Raw genomic sequence first — 23,114 nt, forward strand, 5'->3', positions numbered from 1 at the left:
AGGCTGAGACCATGCCTGCAATATCACCTGACCTGCTGAAGTCCGCCGAGGCCCGGCTGGACGAGATCATCGCCGACATCAAAACTCTGGTTGAGGTTGAGACCCCCTCCGAGGACAAGGACGCTGTGGCCGAAGGCGCCGCAGTGGTGGCCGATCTGATGTATGACCGGCTCGGGATGGAGCCTGAACCGGTGGTGGTTGGCGATGTCACCCACCTGCGGCTGCGTGTAGGTGAGCCCAAGCCCAAAGTTGTGCTGATCACCCACCAGGACACCGTCTGGCCCATCGGCACGGTGGCCCGCAAACCCTTCAGCAATGACGGCCACGCCCTGCGCGGCCCGGGGACCTTCGATATGCTCACCGGCCTGGCCATGTCCATCCACGCCGCCAAGATCCTCAAGGATCAGGGCCACACCCTCTACGGGCTGTCCATCCTGGTCACCGGGGATGAGGAGCTGGGCTCCATCACCTCCAAGGAGCTGCTGCTGGAGGAGGCCGCCGAAGCCCGCGCCGCCTTCGTGATGGAGGGCGCCCTGGACACCTCCCTGAAGGTGGCCCGCAAAGGAACCTCCAACTACACCGTGGCAGTGCACGGCGTGGCCTCCCATGCCGGGCTGGACCCGGAGAAGGGCGTCAACGCCGGCATCGCACTCGGGCTGCTGCTGCCGGAGATCGCCGCCCTAGGCGAACCCTCCCTGGGCACCACTGTCACCCCCACTGTGCTCAAGGGTGGCACCACCACGAACACCGTGCCTGACTATGCCGAGGTGGTGGTCGATGCCCGCGCGGCCACCATCGCCGAGCAGGAGCGCGTGGACGAGCAGATCCGGGCGCTGACCTCTCCGATGACCGGGGCTCGGATCCAGGTCACCGGCGGGGTCAACCGCCCGCCGATGGAGCGCGAGGCCGCTCAGATGCTGTACGAGCGGGCCGAGAAGGTGGCTGCTGCCATCGGCATCGAGGAGCTCACCGCCGCCGAGGTGGGCGGAGCCTCTGACGGCAATTTCACCGCTGCGGCCGGGATCCCCACCCTGGATGGGATGGGTGCCTGCGGGGCCGGAGCCCACGCCGAGCACGAGCACGCCCTGGTGGATTACATCGCCCCGCGCACCGCCCTGCTGGCCGGGCTGATCGCCGCCCATCTGGACCGCCCCGCAGCCGGCTGAGCCAGTGGTCGGTCCGCCTGCTTCCGCCGCTGCTACAGCTGCCGCATCGGCTGAATGCGAAGTCAGGACCCTGCACAGCGCCGAACAGATGCACCAGGCCGCGGCGCTGCTCGCGTCGATCTGGCTTCCCGACGGGCGGGGCGAGGCGCCGGTGGAGGCCGGCATGCTGGTGGCCCTGGAGCACGCAGGCAACTATGTGGCCGCCGCCTTCGCCGGGGAACATCTGGGAACCCCGGAGCAGATGGTCGGTGCCACAGTCGGGTTCCTGGGTGCCCGGGAGTCCCCGGCCGGGCGCTCGCACCTGATGCATTCCCATCTGGCCGGGGTGCTCCCCGGGTTCACCGGGCGCGGCATCGGAGCAGCGATGAAGCAGCACCAGCGCGCCTGGTGCCTGGAGCGCGGCATTTCCCTGATGGAGTGGACCTTCGATCCGCTCATCGCCCGCAACGCCCGGTTCAACCTGCATAAGCTCGGGGCCGGGCTGAGCGAGTATCTGCCGGACTTCTACGGCGAGATGCGCGATGGTATCAACGCCGGCCAGGGCAGCGATCGGGCCTTGGTCAGCTGGAGCCTGCCCGCCCCGCAGCCTGGGCAGGAGCCGGACTGCGCCATTGAGCAGCCACTGGTCCTGCTGCAGATCACCGACGACGCCGCCCCGCTCACCCCAGTGCGGGAGGATGATGTGGTTGCCGCGGCAGCAGGGGCCCGGACAGTGGCCCTGCGCATCCCCCAGGACATTGAGGCGATGCGCGCAGCTGATCCGGGGCTGGCCGCGCAGTGGCGCACCGCGCTGCGGGAGACGATGCACCCGCTGATGAGCGCCGGATGGGTGGTCGCCGGGATCAGCCGCGAGGGCCAGTATCTGTTGCGGGCCCCTGCCGCCGAGAACCAGTCCCCTGAGAGCCGGGGATAGGCTGAACTCTATGCTGACCCCCCTGCGCATCGAGTCGATCACCGTGCGGCGGCTGAGAATGAAGATGCAGTCCGCCTTCACCACCAGCTTCGGCACCCAGACCCACCGGGACCTGCTGCTCGTGGAGGCTCGCTCCGGGGAACACATCGGCTACGGCGAATGCGTGGCGATGAGCGCGCCCTTCTACTCCGAGGAGGCCACCAGCACCTGCGCAGTGGCCATCGAGGAGTACCTCATCCCAGCACTGCAGAACTGGTCCCGGCAGGGAGGAAACCCGGGCGGCGTCGTTCTCATCGACCATCCGGAGCAGATCAGCCAGGCCCTGGCGCCGATCAAACGCAATAACATGGCCAAGTCTGCCCTGGAGGGTGCGGTCTGGGACCTATGGGCTCGTCAGCAGGGGTTGAGCCTGGCTGAGGCCTTCGGCGGGACCCGCAGGCAGATTGAGGTGGGTCTGAGCATCGGGATCAAGCAGACCGATGCCGAGCTGATCGAGACCGTGGGCGCTGCCGTGGATGCCGGGTATAAGCGGATCAAAATCAAGATCGCCCCCGGCCGGGACCTGCAGATGCTGCGCGCTGTGCGGACCGAATTCCCGGAGACCCCAATCATGGCGGATGCGAATTCGGCCTACACCCTGGCTGATACCGAACTGTTCCAGGCCATGGATGAGCTGGATCTGATGATGATCGAGCAGCCGCTGGCCCATGATGACATTGTGGACCACCGCCAGCTGCAGGCCGCGATCCGCACTCCGGTCTGTCTGGATGAGTCCATCCATTCTGCCGAGGATGCCCGCAAGGCGATCGAGCTAGGCTCGGGAAAGATCATCAACATCAAGATCGGCCGGGTGGGCGGGATCACCGAATCTCAGAGGATCGAGGCGCTGTGCCGCGAAAACGGACTACACGCCTGGTGCGGCGGGATGCTGGAAACCGGTATCGGCCGGGCGCATAATGTGGCGATTGCCTCGCTGTCCGGCTTCACCCTGCCCGGGGACACCGCACCCTCGGCCCGCTACTGGGCCCAGGACATCATTGAGCCGGAGGTGGTGATGGAGGCGGGCCTGATCACTGTGCCTGCCGCACCCGGACTGGGGTACGGAGTCGTCCCCGACCGCCTGGATGCCCATACCACCCATCTGGTGAGCTACGACCTCACGTCCTGACTGGACAAGGTCTGGCGGCTGGGGCAAGTACCACGACTGCGCGCCCGTAGCGGCGGATGGTCCCCGCGGTGCCTGCCGCTGCCGGTATTCGGCCCGGCACCAGGCCGCCGGTTCTTGTCCCTAGCTGATCTGGGGTTCTGGTGCTTGGCTCAGTAGGCCGCTAGGGTGTGTGACATGCATCTCGCGTTTTAGTAGTACATGTTGTTATTTCGTTGCGATTCAGTGGAGCTCAGCATGAGGGGCCCGGTTCCGCGGAACGGATATCTGATGGTGGCTGAAACAAGACACTCGGCGCGCAGGAAGGCTTGGTCCCTGGCCCCTGCAGCAGCTGTCGGGGTGCTTGCCGTGTTGCTGACTGGGTGTTCCGGTGATGCGGAGGCGGATTCTCCCCAGCCCACGGTCTTGGACTCGGCGCCATCGGTGGAGGGAACCAACGACGCCGCCTCCACTCCAGAAAACACAGAGTCAGAGCAGAGTGCCGAGGCGAGTGGGGAGGCTGAGGCTGACGATCCGGAACCGGTTCCGGCCTCTTCGGAGGGCCCGGCCCAGAACTGGCCGGTGCCTGAGCCTCCGGATGAGATCTACGAACCCACCGAGGAGGGCGCGGAGGCTGCGCTCCATTATTGGTACGAAGCTCGACACTATGCTCGAGTCACTGGCGACTTCGTCCCGCTGGAATACGCTTCCGCCCAGGATTGTGCCATTTGTGACCACGAGCGGGAAGTATTTCAAGAGGTCTTCTCCAACGATGGTTGGTACGTTAGTGCTCCTGATGAGATCGGGGATCTCTATATCCGTCTCGACTCAGAAGTTCTCGCTACTGGAATTCTGGCTCTTCATGAATCGGACTTCGAAACTTACTGGCATGGAGAACTCTATAGTGAAACTGTTGCTGACTCTGTAGAAGCCTTCGGATTTGCTCTGGTATACGAGGAGGGACGGTGGCTACTAATTGAGACGAATTATCTTGGAGAGTATGACCCGGAGCATTCGGAGCAGCAGGACCCTGAAAGTACCGACAGTGGTGAGTCCCCTTGAGGTTCCACCTCGCAGCTGTCGGTGCTGCTGTGCAAGTAGGGGCCATGTTGGGCGGAACTCAGGGTGCTGATCCGCCTGATCCGGAACTGGACATTGATGCGAGACATGATGGACATAACGTAGAAGTTCAACTTGAGGTGCGGCAGCCGGGGAGTGAGACTTCGGAGCGGGTTTGGGTGCCGGGGGAGAGGTCTTCCGGGGGTGACTCGCAGGGCGGTTCACCGGGCGATGGTGCTGGGAACGGCGATCAGGCGGGATCTGGCAGTTCGCACTACTGCCTGGGCGTTGCGCTGGTGATGGATCCGCAGTGCGCTTCGATGTTTGCGTTCCTCAGCCAAAACAGTGGCGGGCTGATTGGTTGCGAAACCGGGGTAACACTCGTTACCGGTGGCGGAGCCGCTCCAAACTCAATCTGCGCCGAGGATATCCCTCCGCAGGTGACCGAGGAAGCGCTGGAAGCCGCACTAGAGACCGGGCCCACCTGGGAAGACGTTCTCGCCCAGATTCCAGGGGAGGTGGAACAGGCTTTCTCCTCGTTGCCTATCAACGGCGGCAGCGTCAGCTTCGAGGAAGAGTTGCGTGGCTTCGGGTATATCAACCGGCACACCAACATCTTCGTAAGCGTGGAGTCTCAGGAGTTCACCGAGACACTGCTCGGTATACCCGTGGAGATTCGGGTGATCCCGTCTGAGTACCAGTTCGACTACGGTGACGGGACGGTGCGCACGACCCACAGTCCCGGGGCGCCGGCGGCTGAGAGTGGGAGCTTTCAGGACCCACGTTCCCTGGTGGATGCTGAGACTTCCACCTCGCATGTCTACACGCAGACTGGGATCTTCCCGGTGGCAGTGACCACCACCTTCATCGGTGAGTACCGCCTCCCCGGTGGGGCGTGGACTCCCATCAGCGGCACAGCCGCCGTCCCGGCCAGTCCGGGCGAGGCCGATATCTGGAAGCTGGATCACCGGCAGGTCTCCGGCGAATGCCGGGATACCAGCTACTGGGGCTGCAACGGGCCTGTCGAGATCGGCCCCGGGGACCGGCCTCCGGAGATCTTCGCCGACCAGTACGACGAATCGGGAAACTACACCGGGCCCTGAGATTCTCAGGAGCCCCTCGCATATCGCCGGTCTCGGGCGGTCGTTATGAAGTTATCAAGGTGTCAGGCCCCTATCCGCCGCGGCAGAGGGCTTCTGTGGGCAAGCTGGCCCAGCCCACCACCCATCATGAGAGTGGTGCGGTGCTCTCGGGTTCAGGCAGCACTGCCTGTGGCCCATGCAGGAGGACTCTCCTCTGTGGTGAACCCCGTGGACGGGGAATCTGGTGATGCCCGTGCTGGCGGATCAGAGTCTGTGTCCACCCCGGGGAGCAGACCGTGGCTTTTGATTTCGTGATGGGTGTGGCAGAGCACCCAGGAGTTGTTGCCGTCGGTGGCACCACCGCTCTCGTGGGAGGTTTTGTGATCCACTTCTGACAGAGTGGCCGGTTCGGTGCATCCGTGGGCCTGGCATTGGCGGTCTCTGAGTTGGATCCCGGCGCGCAGGTTCCCGGTGACGAACCTTGCAGTGGATGAGGCGTCCAGTAGGTTTGGGCGGGTGTGGATCTGCTGAACCAGAGCTTGCCGCGCCAGGTCGCCAGAACCCGGACCTTCGACCAGTCCCTCCAAAGGGTTCTTCCTGCCGAGCTTCACGACGCGTTCCACCTTCGGAGCCCCGTCAGCACCGATAGTGGTGCCGGTGAGGTAGTAGGTGTTCCCTGCGGTCGTATCATTGGCGATCCGGCGGGCCTCAGCAGCAGGGAGGACGAACCGGCCATCACTGCTGAGTCCCGGAGCCTCAGTTTCGCCTACTAGGGTCTGGAGCGGCACGGTGATATTGATAGTGGCCCCTGTCCTTACAGGACGAGTGATTGAACTCCTAGTCTCTGACGCCGGGGCAGGCCGGGTTGGGTCCTCAGACGCGGAGCCGGCTTGAAGCCAGCTGCAGAGGATATCGGCCATTCGGTTCGACAGGGTTGCCTCTTCCGTAGCACGGTCACCTGCACTGGAAAGGCTCTCAGCCTCACCATGGTTGACGGGCCCTGGATTCATCGGGTCAGTGGACTTCTGGGCGTGGGACTTCAGGGTGCGCTGCATAGTCCTAGCAGCGGTATGGAGATTCTCTTCAAGCCGCGCCAGGGTCAGTGTGGGCAGCAGCGCCCGGAGGGTCGACATCCCGTTGTGATGATGGGTGACCTGCACATACCGCTGGCTCCTAGCCCGCTCATACCGGCGTTGATGCCCGGCAGGATCAGCTTCAGCCACAAAGTCTCTGACCTGCTGATCGAGCACATTCTTGTTCTCCCGCGGTGCCACGGAGGCGAAGTGCTTGTCCAATGACGCGGAGAGCTGGTGCTGAGCCTCAGGATTTCCACTGTTGGTCTCAATCAGGTCCCCTGCACCGGACACCAGCCTCTGTAGCCGGGTGAAATCAATCCACCCCTCTTGGTAGGCCTCCCATGCCTGGGGCAACCACTTCCCCGCGGTGTCAGCCACGCTGAACATCCGCCGGACTTCAGCATCAGTGACTCCCAGCACCACTGCAGCCTCGTGGTGAACGGCTTTCACCGCGGCCTTGCGTGTGAAGGTGTGCGGCAAGGTCTGAGCCTGCACTGCCAGGCGATGGTCCCGGTAGTCCAACAGATGCTGGATCTTCTCTGCCTCTGCCCGCCGGGCCCGCACCTCGGCCTCCCATGCCTGGCCCAGCTGCGGATGCTCACTAAGGTGCTCGTGGGCATCAGGCAGCACCGGGGGTGGAACGGGTGCTGGGCTTGGGACCATGATCCTATTCTATCGTGACGCAGGTCACTTTTCTAGACTCGATGCGGATATTTCTACGATTTTTTATGTCGAATCGAAGTAGACGTCGTCGTAGTGTTTTGTTGGTTCTATGCTATCGGCAGGGTAGGAGGTGCCCTTGATCCCGTCAGCGGATCGGGCGAACTGGATGGCTGCGGGCAAGATCGACGAGCTTCATGAAACTCGCGAAGGCGTGAAGGAGCCTGCCCTCCGCCTGCGTTCATGACTGCGTTCAGCAGATGCCACATCGACCAATTTGTCTTGACAATAGGACAGATGGGGGTGAGAGTGGTGCATGACACGACGCTGCACCGGATGGGCTCCCATCCCGGGTGCCAGTCTCTATGCAGAGAGGAACACAGGACGATGGCCGTTACTGAGATTACGCATTGGATCAATGGTGCTGAGGACGCTGGAAGTGGTTCCCGGCGCCAGGAGGTATACAACCCGGCAACCGGGCAGGTCACTGGGAGCCTGCACCTTGCCGACAGCAATGACCTGGAGAAGGCAGTGCAGGCTGCCCGCAAGGCAGCTGACGCCTGGTCCGAGGTGTCGATGTCCAAGCGGATGCAGGTGATGTTCAAGTTCCGGGAACTGGTCCATGCCCACACCCAGGACCTGGCAGCGCTGATTACTGCTGAGCACGGCAAGGTCCTCTCTGATGCCGCCGGCGAGGTCGGCCGCGGCCTGGAGGTTGTGGAGTTTGCCTGCGCCCTGCCGCAGACCCTGAAGGGCGAGTACTCTGACCAGTTCTCCACCGGGATTGATGTCTACTCCTTCCGTCAGCCTCTGGGTGTGGTGGCAGGCATTACCCCCTTCAACTTCCCCGTGATGGTGCCGCTGTGGATGTCTCCGATCGCTATCGCCACCGGTAACGCCTTCATCCTGAAGCCCTCGGAGCGCGACCCCTCCGCTTCATTGCTGCTGGCGAAGCTCTATAAGGAAGCCGGCCTGCCTGATGGGGTCTTCCAGGTCCTGCACGGGGATAAGGAGACTGTGGACGGACTGCTGACTCATGAGCAGATCGACGGGATCTCGTTTGTCGGCTCGACCCCGGTGGCCCAGCACATCCACCAGACTGCAACTGCCCACGGGAAACGCGTCCAGGCCCTGGGCGGGGCAAAGAACCACGCCGTGGTGATGCCCGATGCTGACCTCGATCTGGCCGCTGACCACCTCTCCGCTGCCGCCTTCGGCTCCGCCGGTGAACGCTGCATGGCCATCTCCGTGGCTGTTGCTGTGGGCGAGGCCGCCGATGATCTGGTGCAGAAGCTCGGCCAGCGTGCCCGCGACATCAAGGTCGGCGAGGGCACCCAGCCCGATGTCGAAATGGGTCCGCTGATCACCCCGGCCTCCAGGGAGCGCGTCCAGCGCATCGTCACCGAGGCTGAGCAGGACGGGGCCGCAGTAGTGGTCGATGGCCGCGATCTGGTGGTCGAAGGCAAGGAGGAAGGGTTCTTCGTAGGCCCCACCGTGCTGGATAAGGTCAAAGAAGAGATGAGCGCCTACCAGGAGGAGATCTTCGGACCGGTGCTGGCTGTGGTCCGGGTGGATTCCCTGGAGGATGCTATCAAGGTCATCAACTCCAATCCCTACGGCAACGGCACCGCGATCTTCACCGGGTCCGGCAATGCGGCCCGGACCTTCAAGCGCCAGGTCACCGTGGGCATGGTCGGGGTCAACGTGCCGATCCCGGTGCCGGCTGCCCAGCACTCCTTTGGCGGGTGGAAGGACTCACTGTTCGGGGACCACCACATCTACGGTCCGGATGGCGTGCGCTTCTACACCCGCGGCAAAGTCATCACCGAACGCTGGCCCCACCAGAACGACGTCGTGACAGCCTCGATGAACTTCCCCTCCCACGACTAGGACTAGTACGCCACTGGCAGCAAATGTGCCTGCTGAGCCCCCGGGTCCGGCAGGCACATTTGGCGTGCCCACGGGACTGGGCACCGACTTGAGCAGGGGCAGTTAGCGGTGCGCAGGCGGCGTCGTCCCTGCGTAGCCCACCCTGCAGACTTTGTCTTGACATTACAACTAAGAGGCGCATACTGTGAGCCTGATTTTGCTGTGATGCATACCACCGCGGGAAGGACCTCGAAATGCCAGAATCCCCCTCTTTTGTGCTGGAGGCGGCCAACCAGCCGTTGCGCCCCGATACTGTGACCGTCGCAGGCCCCAAAGCCGAAGAGGTGCTGGTGGAAGTTGCCGCCTGCGGGGTGTGCCACACCGATCTGCATGTGATCAAGGACGAGGTGGCCTTTCCCAAGCCCGCAGTGCTGGGCCATGAAGTCTCTGGGATCGTCCGCGAAGTGGGTGAGGGTGTCACTCACGTCAAGCCCGGTGACCGGGTGGCCTGCAGCTTCATCATGCCCTGCGGCAGCTGCCGTCACTGTCAGAAGGGCCTGGAGGACATCTGCGAGAACTTCTTCAACTACAACCGGCTCGCCGGTCAGCTCTACGACGGCACCACTCGGCTCAGCCGCAATGGTGAGGACATCGCCATGTACTCGATGGCCGGCCACGCCAGTCACTGCGTAGTGCCCTCCCGGGCGGTCTTCGCGCTGCCCGAAGGGGTCCCGCTGCTGGAGTCTGCTGTGCTGGGCTGCAGTCTGTTCACCGGTTATGGCGCGGTCAGCACGGTTGCTGGTGTGCAGCCCGGGGAGACGGTAGCAGTGATTGCCGCAGGCGGGGTGGGGCTGAGCATCATCCACCTGGCCCGAGCAGCTGGGGCAGAGCGAGTGATCGCCATTGACATCGACGACGACAAACTCGCCCTCGCCCGGGAACTGGGCGCAACTGACGTGATCAACTCCGCAACTGCTGACCCGGTGGCAGGAGTCACTGAGCTGCTGGGTCACGGTGTCGATGTGGCCTTTGAGGCGCTGGGCTCGGTGGCCACTGTGAAGCTTGCTGTGGACATACTGGATGACGGTGGCCGGGCAGTGCTGGCCGGCATCGCCCCAGCAGGCCACACCATGGATGTGGACATCACCAAGGTAGTCCGCCGGAAGCTGCGGATCTTCGGCTCCTTCGGCGCTCCGGCCTCCACCGCCATGCCTGAGGTGATCAAGCTGGCAGCAGAGGGCAAAATCAACCTGCAGAAGCTGATCACCCACCGGTTCGCCTTCGAGCAGACTGACGAGGCCTACCGGCTGCTCAACGAGCGCAAGATTCTGGGCCGCGGGCTCATCGAGACCAACCCCGAACTGGCCTGAGGAGCACGTATGACACTAGGCCTCATCGGAATTGTTCTCTCGCTGGTCCTGCTGATCACCCTGGCCTACCGGGGTGTGACCATTGTGGTCGCCGCGCCCATCTCGGCGCTGGTGGCCATGATCTTCGCCGGGGCTCCTATCCTGGCCAACTACACCGAAGTGTTCATGCCCGCATTGGCAGGCTTCATTCAGCAGTACTTCCCGATGTTCCTCACCGGAGCCATCTTCGGGAAGCTGATGACAATGGCCGGCTACGCCAAGGACATTGCCCAGGTGGTCACGCGCTGGCTGGGCCCCAAGCGCGCCATCTTGGCCACAGTGCTGACCACCGGTCTGCTGACCTACGGCGGCATCAGCCTGTTCGTGGTGGTCTTCGTGATGTTCCCGCTGACCCGGGAACTCTTCCGCGCGGCCAATATCCCCCGCCGGCTGATCCCTGGAGCCATCGCCCACGGCATGCTGACCTTCACTATGACGGCGCTGCCCGGCAGCCCGCAGGTGCAGAACATCATTCCCGGCCAAGCGTTCCAGACCAACACCTTCGCTGCCCCTGGCCTAGGCATCCTGGGCGGGACCATCATCTTCATCCTGGGCATGCTGTGGTTGGAGTACCGCAAGCGCAAGCTGATGGCGGCCGGCGAGGCATTTGCAGACCCCACTGAGCTGGAGCAGAAGAACGGCGGCGTGGGCGGTGGAGCCTCTGCGATGAGTGTAGGAGGCGACGACGCCGGCTCCACTCGCACCCGCACCGCAACAGCCACCAAAACCAGAGGGAGTTCTGGCGGTGGGAGTGCCGCGGCGGGTGGGGACGGTGAGGCCCATGAGAATCCGGAGGTTCCAGGCGACGATGAGGAGCAGCTGACCCCGCCCAATCACGTCCTGCCGTTCATCCCGATCCTGCTGGTGTTCATCGTGAACTTCAGCTTCACCATGTACGTGCTGCCCGCTATGAACTGGGACTATCTCGCCGAGGACCAGTATGGCGGCATCGTGCTGGAGGACCGACTGAGTGCCTGGGCGGTGATCTCCGCGATGGTGGCGGCGATCCTGAGCATCCTGGCGATGAACATCAAGCACCTGAAATGGTTCGGACAGGGCTTGATCACCGGTGCCAAGAACGCCCTGCTGCCAATCTTCAACACCGCCTCCGAGGTTGGCTATGGAGCGGTGGTGGCCTCTTTGGCAGCGTTCGTCATCATCCGGGACGGCATATTCGCCCTCAGCGACAATGCGCTGGTGGCATCGGCCATCTCCACCTCCACCATCTCCGGTGTAACCGGTTCAGCATCCGGAGGAATGACCATTGCACTGAATGCCCTGGGTGAGGATCTGCGGCAGCTGGCCCTGGACCAAGGCATCAGTCTGGAGGCGATGCACCGCATTACGGCGATGGCTTCAGGCGGTCTGGACTCGATGCCGCACAATGGGGCGGTCATCACCCTGATCATTGTCTGCGGCATGACCCACCGGGAGTCCTACAAGGATGTGGGTATCGTCTCGCTGCTGATCCCGGTCTGCGTCACGGCCATGCTGATTCCGGTGGTGCTGGCCTTCGGCAGCTTCTAGGGCCGCCGCTGGGCGACAATGAGGTCGCTCAGCGGTACACCGAGGGTGAGCGGGCTCAGCGGTTCATCAGAGTGGTCTCATAGGAGTACAGGTCCGCCCGGTAGACATGGTCGCCGAACTCAATGGCAGTCCCGGAGCTGTCCAGGGCGGTGCGCTGCACGGTGACCAGGGGAGAACCTGGACTGACGCCCAGCAGCTCAGCCTGATCGGCCGTGGCCACTGTGGCTCCCACAGTCTGATGGGCCATCTGGAAATCGGTGCCCTGGCGGCGGATCACGTTGTAGAGCCCATCCTGCTCCAAGGACTCGCGGGTGAGGGTCCCCACTGAGAGTGGCAGGTAGTTCTCCATGATGCCCAGGCGCTGGCCATCGATGGAGCGGAGCCTGCGGAGGTGGTACACCTCGGTCTCAGCCGGCAGGCCGAGCCGGTCAGCCACTTCATCCGCACTGACGACGGTTTCAAAGGTCAGCACACTGGTGGTGGGCTGGACCCCTGAGTCCCGAAGGTCGTTGTAAAGGCTGGAGAGCTTCAGGCTGCGACGTACCCGCGGGCCCACCACCTGGGTGCCGACGCCGCGGCGTCGCACCACCAGACCATCGCGCACCAGCTTGTCCATGGCCTGCCGCAAGGTCGGCCGGGAGATGTTGTACCGCTTGGCGAGGTCTATCTCATTCTCCAGCTTGGTCTCCGGAGGCAGTCTGCCTTCCCGGATGGCCTGCTCGAAGGCCTGGGCCACCTGATGGTAAAGAGGCACAGGGGAGCCGCGGTCAATATCGATCTGCAGATCATCCGGCACGGCCACGCCTCCTCAGCACCACTTGTCATCTTGTCAGGACATTGCAGCAATTCTGCCACAGTCCTGCCCGGTGCTAGCGGCCACGGCGGCATGCCTGCGAAGGGCAGGCTGGCCAGGAGGTCAGCTACGACGACGCCGCAGCCCGCCAGCAGCGGGGGAGTAGCCAGAGTGCCCCACCAGTCCTCGGCATGGGTGAACAGGATGAGTCCCAGCACCACCCGCAGAATCAGCAGCCCAAGTTCCACCGCGGCCTCCTGCTCGTTCCGGACGACTCCCGCCCTGTGCCACGCGAGTTGTGTCCCTGACTCGCCCGGCTTTCTGGGCCCAGTGATGCCGCCCCGTAAGCCGAGTCCTCACTGGCCGGCGGACCGTCGCTACCCGGTACGCCGGCCAGGTTGCTTGGAGCGGGCGCATAGCCGCGATCTCGTCGCTGTGGAGGGCCTTCTCCACTTCAAGATCGTAGTGGGCCTGGACGTTGCTACAGAAACGCTCGCTCATGCCGAAATAGCGGGAGAGCCGAACTGCAGTGTGGCTGGGGAGGCGCAAGCCGATACCGGGAGATGCCCCTGGTGTCTCTCGCAATACGTTGTTGGCCCAGGAAGCGGCACCGACGGGGTTCCGACTGGGCTTGGGCGGCGTCGTGGGGTATTGGCCGGCTGTGCCGCCTCAGCTACTGTGAGGGCTGTAGATGTGATCCACAGTGAGGTGGAGGGTGATGACTGATCGCAGTGAGCAGACGGTAGGGCGGCCGCTGATGAAGGCTGTGCGGCAAGAGGTCTTCGGTGGCCCTGAGGTGCTGCAGCTGGTGGAGGTGCCGCGGCCGCAGCCGGGCATCAGCGAGGTGCTGGTCCGGGTACACGCAGCAGGGGTGAACCCCACGGATTGGAAGCACCGGGCGGCCCGGCGGTTCCTGGGGAACCCTCCGTACACCCTCGGCTGGGATGTCTCCGGGACAGTTGAGGAGATGGGGCTCGGGGTCACCATCCACAAGCCAGGCGACGAGGTCTACGGCATGCTGCGCTATCCCCACGGGGCGGGCTCCCATGCCGAATATGTGATCGCCCCGGCACGGGCGTTGGTGCCCAAACCCGCCGGCCTGAACCATGTACAGGCCGGCGCGATCCCGCTGGCCGCACTGACTGCATGGCAGTCCCTGGTGGATACGGCCGGTCTCGGCCCAGGAGACCGGGTGCTGATCCATGCAGCCGCCGGGGGAGTAGGTCACTTGGCAGTCCAGGTGGCCAAAGCCCGGGGTGCCTATGTGATCGGCACAGCCAGTGCGGGCAAGCACGGCTTTGTCCAGGGACTGGGTGCCGATGAGATGGTGGACTACCGGCACACCGACTTCACCGAAGTGGTCAAAGACGTTGACGTGGTTCTGGACACTATCGGCGGCGACTACCAGCTGCGCTCATTGGAGTGCCTGCGGCAGGGGGGAACCCTAGTCTCCCTGCTGCCCAAGCCCGCTGAGGGCCTCTACGAGAAGGCCCGCCAGCTCGGCGTACGGGTGGAGCTCATCCTCGCCGAGGCCGACCGGGCCGGAATGCAGGCCGTCTCTGAGCTGGTGGAGACTGACAAACTGAAGGTCACCATCGCCGACACCTTCCCGCTCGCGGAAGCAGCACGCGCCCATGAGGCCGGGGAGACCGGGCGCACCACGGGCAAACTGGTACTCACCGTCGCAGCCTGGGGTAAGTAACGGTGATGCCTTCGGCGGCCAGCAGTTGCCGGACCCGCCCGAGTTTCCGGTCCGTGGAGAAGAGTTCCCACGCCATTGAGAGGCTCTCTTCGCGAAGGAGTGCACGGAAGGCCCGGAAAGCACCGCGGCCCTCGATTGCGCTCTCTATCCGTTCTCTGAGTTCGAGGTTGGGCATCTGCTGCCGGGCGAATGCAGCCATATCCTCCCAGCCTTCGTGTGAGTCGAGGGGTTCCAACCAGAGCCATCGGCTGGGGTCCAGGGCGATATCGATGGCGGCGTCCTTGCCCACCAACGCGGGATCAGTGAGACTTCTGGGATAGGCCTCCCCGGTGTTGCGGTCCACATACGCACCCGTGGCGAGGTCGGGGTCCCCCTCCAGCAGCGAGCTGAGGAGCTCAAGATCGACAGGCGGGGGCACCTCCTCCAACGGCTCACCGCGCAGATGAGCCAGAAGCAGGTCCGCAAGCTCCTGGTCCCCGGGGAAGCCCCGGACGATCAGCCGGTTGATCACAGAAAATGCCGCGTCCGCGGCGTCGTCGTGCGCCTGCTCCAACGCCATCAGTATGCCCTGGCCCACCTGCTGCAGGGCGTGGTCGATCTCCCGCCCGATGATTGCCGCCATGAGCGCTTCAGCGTCGGCAGCTGCTGTGGCGCTTCGCAGTTCCGTGGGATCAAGCTGGGGAAGCTGGCGGTGGTCAGGCCACTGGCCGATGAGCATCGGGTGGGGGTCGCGCGGGCGGCGAGGGGTACGCCCCTGTCCGTCATCATCCTCCCACCGACGCCCGTACTGATCAGGAATGGTCCTCCACCCCCAGTACGGTAAGGGAGTTGTGGGCTGTATCCCGAGCGTTTCTAGCGGATCGACTTTCTCCGAACCAACAGTGCAGCGGTGCCTCCAGCCGTCACCGAGGTCGAACTCGAACTGGAACTCATCCCCGGGATGGACCGTTGCTGCGACCCTGGCCCTAGCAAAGTCAAGAGGGCGAAGCAGAGGCCCGGCCATAGCCCCTGCTAACCCACGTCCTGTCTCCTCATCGGTGAACACCCGGCCATCAGCCAGAGTGAACACGGACAGGTGCGCCCGGTCCCATCGGGCGAACCCATCATTAATGGCGTGGGCCAGATCCTCAAAAGTGTGTGAGGGGCCTACCGCAAAGATCCGTCCGGGCCAGGGCCAGAGGTCCTGGCCGCGCCCACCCAGCAGCTCCACAGTGATGGATAACCAGTTCTTTGCCATACCCCCATGGTGCCACGGGCGTTAGGCTGCTTGGAGCGGGCGGATAGCCTCGATCTGGTCACTGTGGAGGGCCTTCTCCACTTCAAGATCATAGTGAGACTGAGCGTTGGTCCAGAAGCGCTCACTCATGCTGAAGTACCGGGAGAGCCGAACTGCGGTCGCGGGGGTGATGCCGCGCTTGCCATGGACGATCGCGTTGATCCGCGCGGGGTCCACTCCAATGTCTTTGGCAAGCCGGTACTGGGAGATGCCCATGGGCTTGAGGAACTCCTCCAGCAGGATCTCGCCAGGGTGTGCGTGATGGGTCGGGCTCATGCGTACGGCTCCTTTCTCAGTGGTAGTCGGTGATTTCGACATCTGCGGCCCCTGAGCGGGTCCATGTAAAACAGATGCGCCATTGCTGGTTAATGCGGATGCTGTGCTGTCCCCTTCTGTCGCCAGTGAGGGCTTCGAGCTGATTGGCCGGTGGGATGCGCAGGTCGTTGAGATTCTCTGCATACTCGATCATGTCGAGCTTGCGAACCGCGACCTTGAGGATTCGTGGGTCGAGTTTCCTGTGTTTTCCCGTTTTCCACACCTGTGCCGTAACAGGGTCTTTGAAGGACCGGATCACGCTTATACTATAGCGCTACGCACTAATAGTGTCTAGCGCAATGCCTTGTTGGCCCGGGCAGAGACGCCGACCGGGCTCAAACTGGGGCTGGGCGGCGTCGTCATATCTCAGGTTATCCCTCGAAAGTGTTCGGCAAGTCCCCTCGAAAATGCGCAAAAACTTGTCTCGAGATTGTGCACAGAGTAGGCTCGATGTTGTGCACAGGGAAGCGAGAGCATGATGTCGGCACTTACTGCAGAGGTTCCCCGGCGGCTTGAGGAAGTTGTCCGGGCGCGCCTTCGGGAAACCCCCGTTCTGGTGATCAGTGGGCCTCGTACAGTAGGCAAGAGCACTGTGCTGCGGGCATTGGCACAGCAGCTCGAAGCCTCGATCTTGGATCTGGACGACCTCGCGACTCGAGAGCTGGTGGAGGATGATCCTGGGTACTTCATGAGCGGGGAGCCGCCTATCCTCGTCGATGAGTACCAGAGGGTTCCCCAGGTGCTGGCGGCGATCAAAGCGGAGCTTAACAAGGGCCAGTCCCCTGGACAGTATCTGCTCACCGGCTCCACCCGGTACGGCAGTCTCCCGCAGGTGGCAACTTATCTGACTGGACGAGTACAGACCCTGGACCTCTATCCCCTGTCCCAGGGTGAGATTTCGGGAACTCACGAATCCTTTCTGGAGACCGCGCTCAGGAATCCTGCTGAGTTGGTAAGCCGTGATCCCTCGCGTACTACTCGTGAGGAGTACACCGAGCGTGTCTGTGCAGGTGGTTTTCCGGTTGCTCTTCGTTCTCCCTCGGTGACCGCCCGGCGGCGCTGGTACAACGACTTCATCAACCTAGTGGTGACCAAAGACGTGGTGGAACTGACGCGGATACGTCAGCGAGCCCAGCTGCCTCACCTGCTGCGCCGGCTGGCCAGCCAAACCGGCCAGCTGGTGAACATGAGTGAAGTCTCCCAGGATGTGAAACTCGACCGGTCTACCGCGGAGCGCTACACCACACTGCTGGAAGCGGTGTTCCTGGTGCATCGGTTGCCTGCCTGGGGTACCACACTGGGATCCCGGATCACCCGGAACCCCAAACTGCACATGGTTGACACGGGCGTTGCTGCGCACTTACTGGGCCTGACGCCCCAGAAGCTCGCTGCACGGAATCCTTCTGCGCTCACCGAGTTTGGGCACCTGCTGGAAACCTTCGCCGTGAATGAGGTGATGAAGCAGGCAACCTGGTCAGAGGAACTCATTGAGCTGGGCCACTTCCATACTCACGATCATGATGAAGTGGACTTAGTCCTTGAAACATATGACGGGCGTGTGCTGGGGATCGAGGTCAAGGCGTCAGGCCGGGTGCCCGGCAAAGACTTCTCCGCACTGCGCATGCTCGGCAGAAAAGCGGGTAGCCGGTTCCTCGGCGGAATCGTGCTCTATCTCGGTTCACGGAGCTACAGCTACGAAGACAATCTGCACGCACTGCCATTAGACACCCTCTGGCAACCGGGGCGGCAGCAGTAATCCCGGGATAATCCTGCACTGTACTGTCCAGTCAGTTCAGGCGGGGTGAGTGACGGTGATCCCTTCGGCGGCCAGCAACTGCCGGGCCCGGCCGATTCTCCGGTCTGCGGAGAAGAGTTCCCATGCCTCGGAGAGCCCCTCTTCGCGGAGAAGCGCACGGAAGGCCCGGAAAGCACCACGGCCCTCGATTGCGCTCTCCATCCGTTCTTTGAGTTCGAGGTTGTGCACCTGCTGCCGAGCAAAAGCAGCCATATCCTCCCAGGCTTTGCGGGAGTCGATGTGTTCCAACCAGAGCCACCGGCTGGGATCCTGGTCGGTATCGATGGTAGCGTCCTCGCCCACCATTGCAGGATCGGTGAGACTGCCGGGATAGACCTCCCCGGTGTGGCGGTCCACATAAGCGCCTGAGGAAAGGCCAGGGTCCCCCTCCAGCAGGGAGCTGAGGAGCTCAAGATCCACCGGCAGCGCCTCCCCCTCCAACGGCACGCCGCGCAGACGGGCTAGAAGCAGGTCCGCAAGCTCCTGGTCTCCGGGGAAGCCCCGGAAGATGAGCCGATTGATCACAGAAAAGGTCGCGTCCGCGGCGTCGTCAGGCTTCTGTTCTATCGCCATCAGCATGCCCTGGCCCACCTGCTGCAATGCGTCGTCTATCAACCGGCCGCTGACTGCCGCCAAGAAGGCCTCAGCGTCGCAAGATGCAGCGGCGCTGCGGAGTTCTTCCGCCTCAAGCTGGGGGAGCTGGCGGTGGTTAGGCCACTGACCGGTGAGCATCGTGTGGGGCTCGCGCGGACGGCGAGGGGTGCGTCCCTGCCCGTCATCATCCTCCCACCGGCGCCCGTACTGATCAGGGATAGTCCCCCACCCCCAGTACGGCAGGGGAGTTTTGGGCTGGATCCCGAGTGTCTTCAGCGGATCGACTTTCTCTGAACCAACAGTGCAACGGTGCATCCAGCCGTCACCGAGGTCGAACTCGAACTGGAACTCATCCCCGGGGCGGACCGTTTCTGCGACCTTCGTCCTAGCAAAGTCAAGGGGGCGGAGCAGAGGTCCGGCCATAGCACCTGCCAGCTCATTTCCAGTCTTCTCATCGGTGAGCACCTGGCCGTCCATCAGAGTGAACACGGACAGGTGCGCCCGGTCCCATCGGGCAAAACCATCGTTGATGGCGTGGGCCAGATCCTCAAAAGTGTGTGAGGGGCCTACCGCAAAAATCCGTCCCGGCCAGGGCCAGAGATCCTGGCCGCGCCCACCCAGCAGCTCCACGGTGATCGACAACCAGTTCTTCGCCATGCCCCCATAGTGCCACGGGGGCCAGGGCTGTCCGTGACCAGGTGCTGGCCGGCGGTGTTGGCCTGCGCTGCTTCCGCCTCCGGTAGGGTATGAGGGTTCTCGACCTGCGCAGCGAGGAATGGAGGGGCGCACAGGATGCTGGTGGTGCACGGCTTCTGGGATCCGCAGCGGCATCTCTGCCTGTGGGCGGAAGACTCTGAACTCCCTGTGACTTCCAAGAGCCAGGCTCTGCGGTCCGCGCGCCCACACCCCTTCGCCGCCTCGGCAGAGAAACTCTCAGAACTGATCGGTGTACCGGCAGCGCCGGCTCAGGCGGTGCTCCAGCTTCCCTCCACTGCAAAATCACCCCTGGACTCCCCCGAAGTAGTGCGCGTGACCCCTAGGCGTGCCCTGCAGCGTGACCCCCACCTGCTGCAGTGGACGGTGCCGGTCCTCAGCGTGGATACTCCCGCGGCCCTGGCCTGGCTGACCGCCTCCAGCAGCGGAACCAGCTACCGTGAAGGTGAGAGCCTCCACTACCTCCAGGAGGTGGCGGAATGGGCCGTCGATCTTGCCCAGAACGGCCGGGTTATCCCGGGGATTGAACGCCAGGGACAGGAATGGCGGGCATTGTGGCGTCCCCATCTGCACGGGCGTGAAGCGCTGCACGCACATGCCTTGATCAGCGCAATGCCGCCAGTATGCCGCGCTCAGCCTGACCTGGAGGATCCGGAGCGGCTGTTCTTCGACGCCGTGCAGACACTGACAGATGTTGCCGTCCGGGACCAGCTCGGTGACAAGAGTCTGGTACCACCCCGCCGCGGCCGCCGGCCCAAGCAGCTCCCAGCGGCTGAATTGTGGCTTGCCGCGCTGACCAGCCAGGATCCCTGGATCACTGCCGCCCCTGAAGAACTCACCGACCTGCAGCAAAAGCTGAGCGCCTGGGAATACCCCAACCGGGGACAGGTCACCCCGGCACAGGCCACTTTCCGGCTCTCCGAGGTCTTGCCGGAAGTCGAGCAGGGAGAAGGTCTGGAGTCCGCTGAGGGGACTGCAGACCCTTCCCAGGAGCACTCCTCCTGGAGGGTAGATTTCCTCCTGCAGTCCACCGCAGATGCCAGCCTCCTGGTTCCGGCAGAACACGTCTGGGCCGATGACGGTTCCCTGAACCGGTGGCTGAGAGCGCCGCAGGAGATTCTCCTGCAGGAGCTTGGACGGGCAAGCAGCATCTATCCACACATTGCTCAGGGGCTGCGCAACGCCCGGCCGGTGGGTCTGGATCTTGACACCGCGGGTGCCTACGACTTTTTGGAACATGCCGCCCCCAAGCTCGCTGAGGCCGGGTTCGGTGTGCTGCTGCCCAGCTGGTGGGACCAGCGGAAGAAGCTGGGGCTCAAGCTCTCGGTCTCCACACCCACTGACACGGCCGTGGACAAAGACCCAGCCTTCGGCCGCGACCAGCTCTGTGAGTTCCAATGGAGGCTCGCCGTCGGGGAAGAGGAACTCACCGAGGAGGAACTCGCCGCGCTGGCTGAGGCCAAAGCTCCATTGGTGCGCCTGCGCGGCCAGTGGGTCCATGCCGATCCTCAGCAGCTGCAGCGCGGCCTGGAGTTCTTGAAGTCCCAGGGTTCAGGCCGGAAGTCCCTCGGGGAGGTCCTGACACTGGCCGCCGCCCATCCCGAAGACCTGGACACGCCCATGGATGTCACCGCCATGGAGGCAGAGGGCTGGCTCGGTGCCTTCCTGCAGGGCAGAGCCGCTGAGGCCATCACGCCGGTGGACCAGCCGGCAGGCCTGCAGGCTCAGCTGAGACCGTACCAGCAGCGCGGGCTCTCCTGGCTGGTATTTCTCTCCTCGCTGGGACTGGGTGCCTGTCTGGCCGATGACATGGGACTGGGCAAAACCATCCAGCTGCTCTCCCTGGAACTCAACGACCGCGAGAGCCGGCCCAAGAGCGGCCCCACCCTGCTGCTGTGCCCGATGTCCCTGGTGGGGAACTGGCAGCGGGAGGCCGCCCGCTTCGCCCCGCACCTGAGAGTGCAGGCCCACCACGGCTCCGACCGCCCCCGCGGGGAGGAGCTGGCCGAACAGCTGGAGAGCACCGACCTTCTGGTCACCACCTACGGCACCGCGCTGCGCGACATCGAGGACTTGACTGATATCCAGTGGTCCAGGGTGGTTCTGGATGAGGCCCAGGCCATCAAGAACAGCCAGTCCCGCACGGCCAAAGCTGTTCGCTGCCTGAAGGCTGAGCATCGGGTGGCGCTGACCGGCACCCCGGTGGAGAACCGGCTGTCCGAACTGTGGTCGATCATGGAGTTCCTGAACCCAGGGATGCTGGGCTCCCAGGAGCTCTTCCGCAGCCGCTACGGCATTCCGGTGGAGCGGTACGGGGACGACGACGCCGCCCGCCGGCTGCGTGCCATCACCCGGCCCTATGTGCTCCGCAGGCTGAAGACAGACTCGAGCATCATCGATGACCTGCCGGAGAAGATCGAGACCAAACAGTACTGCAGGCTCACCGCCGAGCAGGCCACGCTCTACCAGTCGGTGGTCAGCGACATGATGCAGAAGATCGAAGACAGCACCGGCATTGAACGGCGGGGCAACGTATTGGCCGCTATGGCCAAGCTCAAGCAGGTCTGCAACCATCCGGCCCAGCTCCTCCACGACCGCTCTCCGCTTGGGGAGCGCTCCGGCAAGATCCAGCGGCTGGAGGAGATGCTGGAGGAGATCCTCGCCGAAGGGGACCGGGTGCTGTGCTTTACCCAATACACCGAGTTCGCTCAGATGCTGCTGCCGCATCTGGCAACAAGGTTCAACACTGATGTCGCCTATCTGCACGGAGGCACCCCCAAGGCCCGCCGGGATGAGATGGTCGCCGAGTTCCAGTCAGGTGAGGGGCCGCCGGTCTTCCTGCTCTCTCTGAAAGCCGGGGGCACCGGACTGAACCTCACCGCGGCCAACCATGTCATCCACCTGGACCGGTGGTGGAACCCCGCAGTGGAGAATCAGGCCACCGACCGTGCTTTCCGGATCGGGCAGAAGCGCAGCGTGCAGGTGCATAAGCTGATCTGCACCGGCACCCTGGAGGAGAAGATCGACGACATGATCGAGCAGAAGAAAGCACTGGCCAATATGGTCGTCAGCGACGGAGAAGGCTGGCTGACCGAGCTGTCCACCGCTGACCTGCGAGATCTCTTCACCCTCTCCGAAGGAGCGATCGGTGAGTAGGAGCTCCCGCTGGAACTCAGGATTCCCGCCGCCCTCAAAGCCGCGGGAAGTCATAGACGGTCTGAAGGTCCGCAGCGCCCGGGGCGCGATCGGCACGTCCTGGTGGTCGCAACGGTTCCTCCACGTGCTGGAGAGCATCGGAGTGGGCACCCGCCTGCAGCGGGGACGGACCTATGCCCGCAAGGGCCAGGTCATCTCCTTAGCGGTTGAACCCGGTGCGGTCTCTGCCCAGGTGCAGGGCAGCCGCAAGAAGCCCTACCGGGTACGCATCGGTCTGCAGACCTACGGCAAGGCGCAGTGGGCCGAGCTGGAGCGAGAGCTGGCGGCCAACGCCTGGTACCTGGCCAAGCTGCTGGCCGGGGAGATGCCTGAGGATGTGGAAGAGGTCTTCACCGCCGCCGGCCTCTCACTGTTTCCCGCCGATGCCCAGGACCTCAGCCTGGACTGCACCTGCCCGGACTGGGAGGTGCCCTGCAAACACCTGGCTGCGGTGTTCTACCTGCTGGCGGAATCCTTTGACGAAGACCCTTTCGCGATCCTGGCCTGGCGCGGCCGGGAGCGAGAGGACCTGCTGATCAACCTTCGGGCCGCCCGGGACAGCGGAACCCCCGCCGCCGATATCGCCGAGCATTCCGGCCCCCCGCTGGAGCAGAGCCTGGAGAGCTTCTACTCCCTGCAGGCGGAGCTCCCGCAGCGGACCGGATACAGTTCCGCCCCGGATGCGCTGCTGGACCAACTGCCTGAACCGGGCGTGGTAGTACGCGGCCGGAGCCTTACCGAGCTGCTCCGAGCCCACTACCAGGAGCTCGAGTCAAGGAGCTGATGGGGAGCATTTCCGACCCACATGGGATGCTATTTTGCCCG

The 23,114-nt window shown here is 63.8% G+C and carries 18 protein-coding genes; 12 read left to right on the forward strand and 6 right to left on the reverse strand.

Annotation, left to right across the window (positions count from 1 at the left end; all coding sequences use genetic code 11):
* Positions 1 to 11 precede the first annotated feature (11 nt).
* From GNZ21_RS00940 to GNZ21_RS00960, 5 genes are all read left to right on the forward strand, one after another.
* Complete coding sequence (locus tag GNZ21_RS00940) at positions 12 to 1,166, forward strand: M20/M25/M40 family metallo-hydrolase (protein ID WP_157320511.1); 1,155 nt, start codon at positions 12 to 14, stop codon at positions 1,164 to 1,166.
* Positions 1,167 to 1,254: 88 nt separating this feature from the next.
* Entirely contained in the window at positions 1,255 to 2,079 is an 825-nt protein-coding gene (locus tag GNZ21_RS00945) for a hypothetical protein (RefSeq protein ID WP_188503594.1), read from the forward strand.
* Positions 2,080 to 2,089: 10 nt separating this feature from the next.
* Complete coding sequence (gene menC, locus GNZ21_RS00950; RefSeq protein ID WP_198345932.1) at positions 2,090 to 3,247, forward strand: o-succinylbenzoate synthase; 1,158 nt, start codon at positions 2,090 to 2,092, stop codon at positions 3,245 to 3,247.
* A gap of 234 nt (positions 3,248 to 3,481) precedes the next feature.
* Positions 3,482 to 4,285 carry a DUF6318 family protein gene (locus GNZ21_RS00955; protein WP_157320513.1) on the forward strand — a complete coding sequence of 268 codons (804 nt, stop codon included), beginning with the start codon at positions 3,482 to 3,484 and terminating at the stop codon, positions 4,283 to 4,285.
* Between the two features lie 437 nt (positions 4,286 to 4,722).
* Positions 4,723 to 5,385 carry a hypothetical protein gene (locus tag GNZ21_RS00960; RefSeq protein WP_229659464.1) on the forward strand — a complete coding sequence of 221 codons (663 nt, stop codon included), beginning with the start codon at positions 4,723 to 4,725 and terminating at the stop codon, positions 5,383 to 5,385.
* Positions 5,386 to 5,537: 152 nt separating this feature from the next.
* Here the strand turns inward: GNZ21_RS00960 and GNZ21_RS00965 are convergent, their stop codons facing one another.
* The gene (locus GNZ21_RS00965; protein WP_157320515.1) at positions 5,538 to 7,103 is read right to left on the reverse strand and encodes an HNH endonuclease signature motif containing protein; all 1,566 of its coding nucleotides are present in this window, start codon (positions 7,101 to 7,103) and stop codon (positions 5,538 to 5,540) included.
* Positions 7,104 to 7,487: 384 nt separating this feature from the next.
* On the opposite strand from GNZ21_RS00965, the gene GNZ21_RS00970 reads away from it, so the two are divergent.
* The 3 genes from GNZ21_RS00970 (at position 7,488) to GNZ21_RS00980 (ending at position 11,905) form a co-directional block, all read left to right on the forward strand.
* Complete coding sequence (locus GNZ21_RS00970) at positions 7,488 to 8,990, forward strand: CoA-acylating methylmalonate-semialdehyde dehydrogenase (RefSeq protein ID WP_157320517.1); 1,503 nt, start codon at positions 7,488 to 7,490, stop codon at positions 8,988 to 8,990.
* 233 nt (positions 8,991 to 9,223) lie between these two features.
* Positions 9,224 to 10,339 carry a zinc-binding dehydrogenase gene (locus GNZ21_RS00975; RefSeq protein WP_157320519.1) on the forward strand — a complete coding sequence of 372 codons (1,116 nt, stop codon included), beginning with the start codon at positions 9,224 to 9,226 and terminating at the stop codon, positions 10,337 to 10,339.
* A 9-nt stretch (positions 10,340 to 10,348) separates the two neighbouring features.
* Entirely contained in the window at positions 10,349 to 11,905 is a 1,557-nt protein-coding gene (locus GNZ21_RS00980; protein WP_157320521.1) for a GntP family permease, read from the forward strand.
* 55 nt (positions 11,906 to 11,960) lie between these two features.
* Here the strand turns inward: GNZ21_RS00980 and GNZ21_RS00985 are convergent, their stop codons facing one another.
* A complete protein-coding gene (locus GNZ21_RS00985) occupies positions 11,961 to 12,707 on the reverse strand; it encodes a GntR family transcriptional regulator (RefSeq protein WP_308805458.1) in 747 nt (248 codons plus the stop codon).
* A 709-nt stretch (positions 12,708 to 13,416) separates the two neighbouring features.
* On the opposite strand from GNZ21_RS00985, the gene GNZ21_RS00990 reads away from it, so the two are divergent.
* A complete protein-coding gene (locus GNZ21_RS00990) occupies positions 13,417 to 14,400 on the forward strand; it encodes an NADP-dependent oxidoreductase (protein WP_157320523.1) in 984 nt (327 codons plus the stop codon).
* Here GNZ21_RS00990 and GNZ21_RS00995 read toward each other — a convergent pair.
* Genes GNZ21_RS00995 through GNZ21_RS01005 form a run of 3 tightly spaced genes read right to left on the reverse strand, consistent with a single transcriptional unit; the run spans position 14,375 to position 16,250 of the window.
* A complete protein-coding gene (locus GNZ21_RS00995; RefSeq protein ID WP_157320525.1) occupies positions 14,375 to 15,637 on the reverse strand; it encodes a plasmid pRiA4b ORF-3 family protein in 1,263 nt (420 codons plus the stop codon). The genes GNZ21_RS00990 and GNZ21_RS00995 overlap by 26 nt on opposite strands.
* Before the next feature lie 21 nt (positions 15,638 to 15,658).
* On the reverse strand, positions 15,659 to 15,952 hold the full coding sequence (locus tag GNZ21_RS01000; protein ID WP_229659465.1) for a HigA family addiction module antitoxin: 294 nt from the start codon (positions 15,950 to 15,952) through the stop codon (positions 15,659 to 15,661).
* Between the two features lie 16 nt (positions 15,953 to 15,968).
* On the reverse strand, positions 15,969 to 16,250 hold the full coding sequence (locus GNZ21_RS01005; RefSeq protein WP_188503595.1) for a type II toxin-antitoxin system RelE/ParE family toxin: 282 nt from the start codon (positions 16,248 to 16,250) through the stop codon (positions 15,969 to 15,971).
* 216 nt (positions 16,251 to 16,466) lie between these two features.
* Between GNZ21_RS01005 and GNZ21_RS01010 the strand changes: the two genes are divergently transcribed.
* Positions 16,467 to 17,747, forward strand: coding sequence for an ATP-binding protein (locus tag GNZ21_RS01010; RefSeq protein ID WP_157320529.1), 1,281 nt, complete (start codon positions 16,467 to 16,469; stop codon positions 17,745 to 17,747).
* A gap of 36 nt (positions 17,748 to 17,783) precedes the next feature.
* On the opposite strand, the gene GNZ21_RS01015 is transcribed toward GNZ21_RS01010, so the two are convergent.
* Positions 17,784 to 19,037 carry a UPF0158 family protein gene (locus tag GNZ21_RS01015; RefSeq protein ID WP_157320531.1) on the reverse strand — a complete coding sequence of 418 codons (1,254 nt, stop codon included), beginning with the start codon at positions 19,035 to 19,037 and terminating at the stop codon, positions 17,784 to 17,786.
* Between the two features lie 207 nt (positions 19,038 to 19,244).
* Between GNZ21_RS01015 and GNZ21_RS01020 the strand changes: the two genes are divergently transcribed.
* Positions 19,245 to 22,250: a DEAD/DEAH box helicase gene (locus tag GNZ21_RS01020; RefSeq protein WP_229659466.1), complete on the forward strand. Its 3,006-nt coding sequence runs from the start codon at positions 19,245 to 19,247 to the stop codon at positions 22,248 to 22,250.
* Complete coding sequence (locus GNZ21_RS01025; RefSeq protein WP_188503596.1) at positions 22,243 to 23,073, forward strand: SWIM zinc finger family protein; 831 nt, start codon at positions 22,243 to 22,245, stop codon at positions 23,071 to 23,073. Before GNZ21_RS01020 ends, GNZ21_RS01025 begins: the two co-directional genes overlap by 8 nt.
* The last annotated feature ends 41 nt before the right edge of the window (positions 23,074 to 23,114 follow it).

It is taken from the genome of Nesterenkonia alkaliphila, assembly GCF_009758175.1.
Classification (GTDB): Bacteria; Actinomycetota; Actinomycetes; order Actinomycetales; family Micrococcaceae; genus Nesterenkonia; species Nesterenkonia alkaliphila.

Excerpts from the sequence above, each read along its gene's own strand:
- GNZ21_RS00940 (WP_157320511.1), top strand. The coding sequence starts at position 12 with ATGCCTGCAATATCACCTGACCTGCTGAAGTCCGCCGAGGCCCGGCTG.
- GNZ21_RS00945 (WP_188503594.1), top strand. The coding sequence starts at position 1,255 with ATGCACCAGGCCGCGGCGCTGCTCGCGTCGATCTGGCTTCCCGACGGG.
- menC (WP_198345932.1), top strand. The coding sequence starts at position 2,090 with ATGCTGACCCCCCTGCGCATCGAGTCGATCACCGTGCGGCGGCTGAGA.
- GNZ21_RS00955 (WP_157320513.1), top strand. The coding sequence starts at position 3,482 with ATGAGGGGCCCGGTTCCGCGGAACGGATATCTGATGGTGGCTGAAACA.
- GNZ21_RS00965 (WP_157320515.1), bottom strand. The coding sequence starts at position 7,103 with ATGGTCCCAAGCCCAGCACCCGTTCCACCCCCGGTGCTGCCTGATGCC.
- GNZ21_RS00970 (WP_157320517.1), top strand. The coding sequence starts at position 7,488 with ATGGCCGTTACTGAGATTACGCATTGGATCAATGGTGCTGAGGACGCT.
- GNZ21_RS00975 (WP_157320519.1), top strand. The coding sequence starts at position 9,224 with ATGCCAGAATCCCCCTCTTTTGTGCTGGAGGCGGCCAACCAGCCGTTG.
- GNZ21_RS00980 (WP_157320521.1), top strand. The coding sequence starts at position 10,349 with ATGACACTAGGCCTCATCGGAATTGTTCTCTCGCTGGTCCTGCTGATC.
- GNZ21_RS00990 (WP_157320523.1), top strand. The coding sequence starts at position 13,417 with ATGACTGATCGCAGTGAGCAGACGGTAGGGCGGCCGCTGATGAAGGCT.
- GNZ21_RS00995 (WP_157320525.1), bottom strand. The coding sequence starts at position 15,637 with ATGGCAAAGAACTGGTTATCCATCACTGTGGAGCTGCTGGGTGGGCGC.
- GNZ21_RS01000 (WP_229659465.1), bottom strand. The coding sequence starts at position 15,952 with ATGAGCCCGACCCATCACGCACACCCTGGCGAGATCCTGCTGGAGGAG.
- GNZ21_RS01010 (WP_157320529.1), top strand. The coding sequence starts at position 16,467 with ATGATGTCGGCACTTACTGCAGAGGTTCCCCGGCGGCTTGAGGAAGTT.
- GNZ21_RS01015 (WP_157320531.1), bottom strand. The coding sequence starts at position 19,037 with ATGGCGAAGAACTGGTTGTCGATCACCGTGGAGCTGCTGGGTGGGCGC.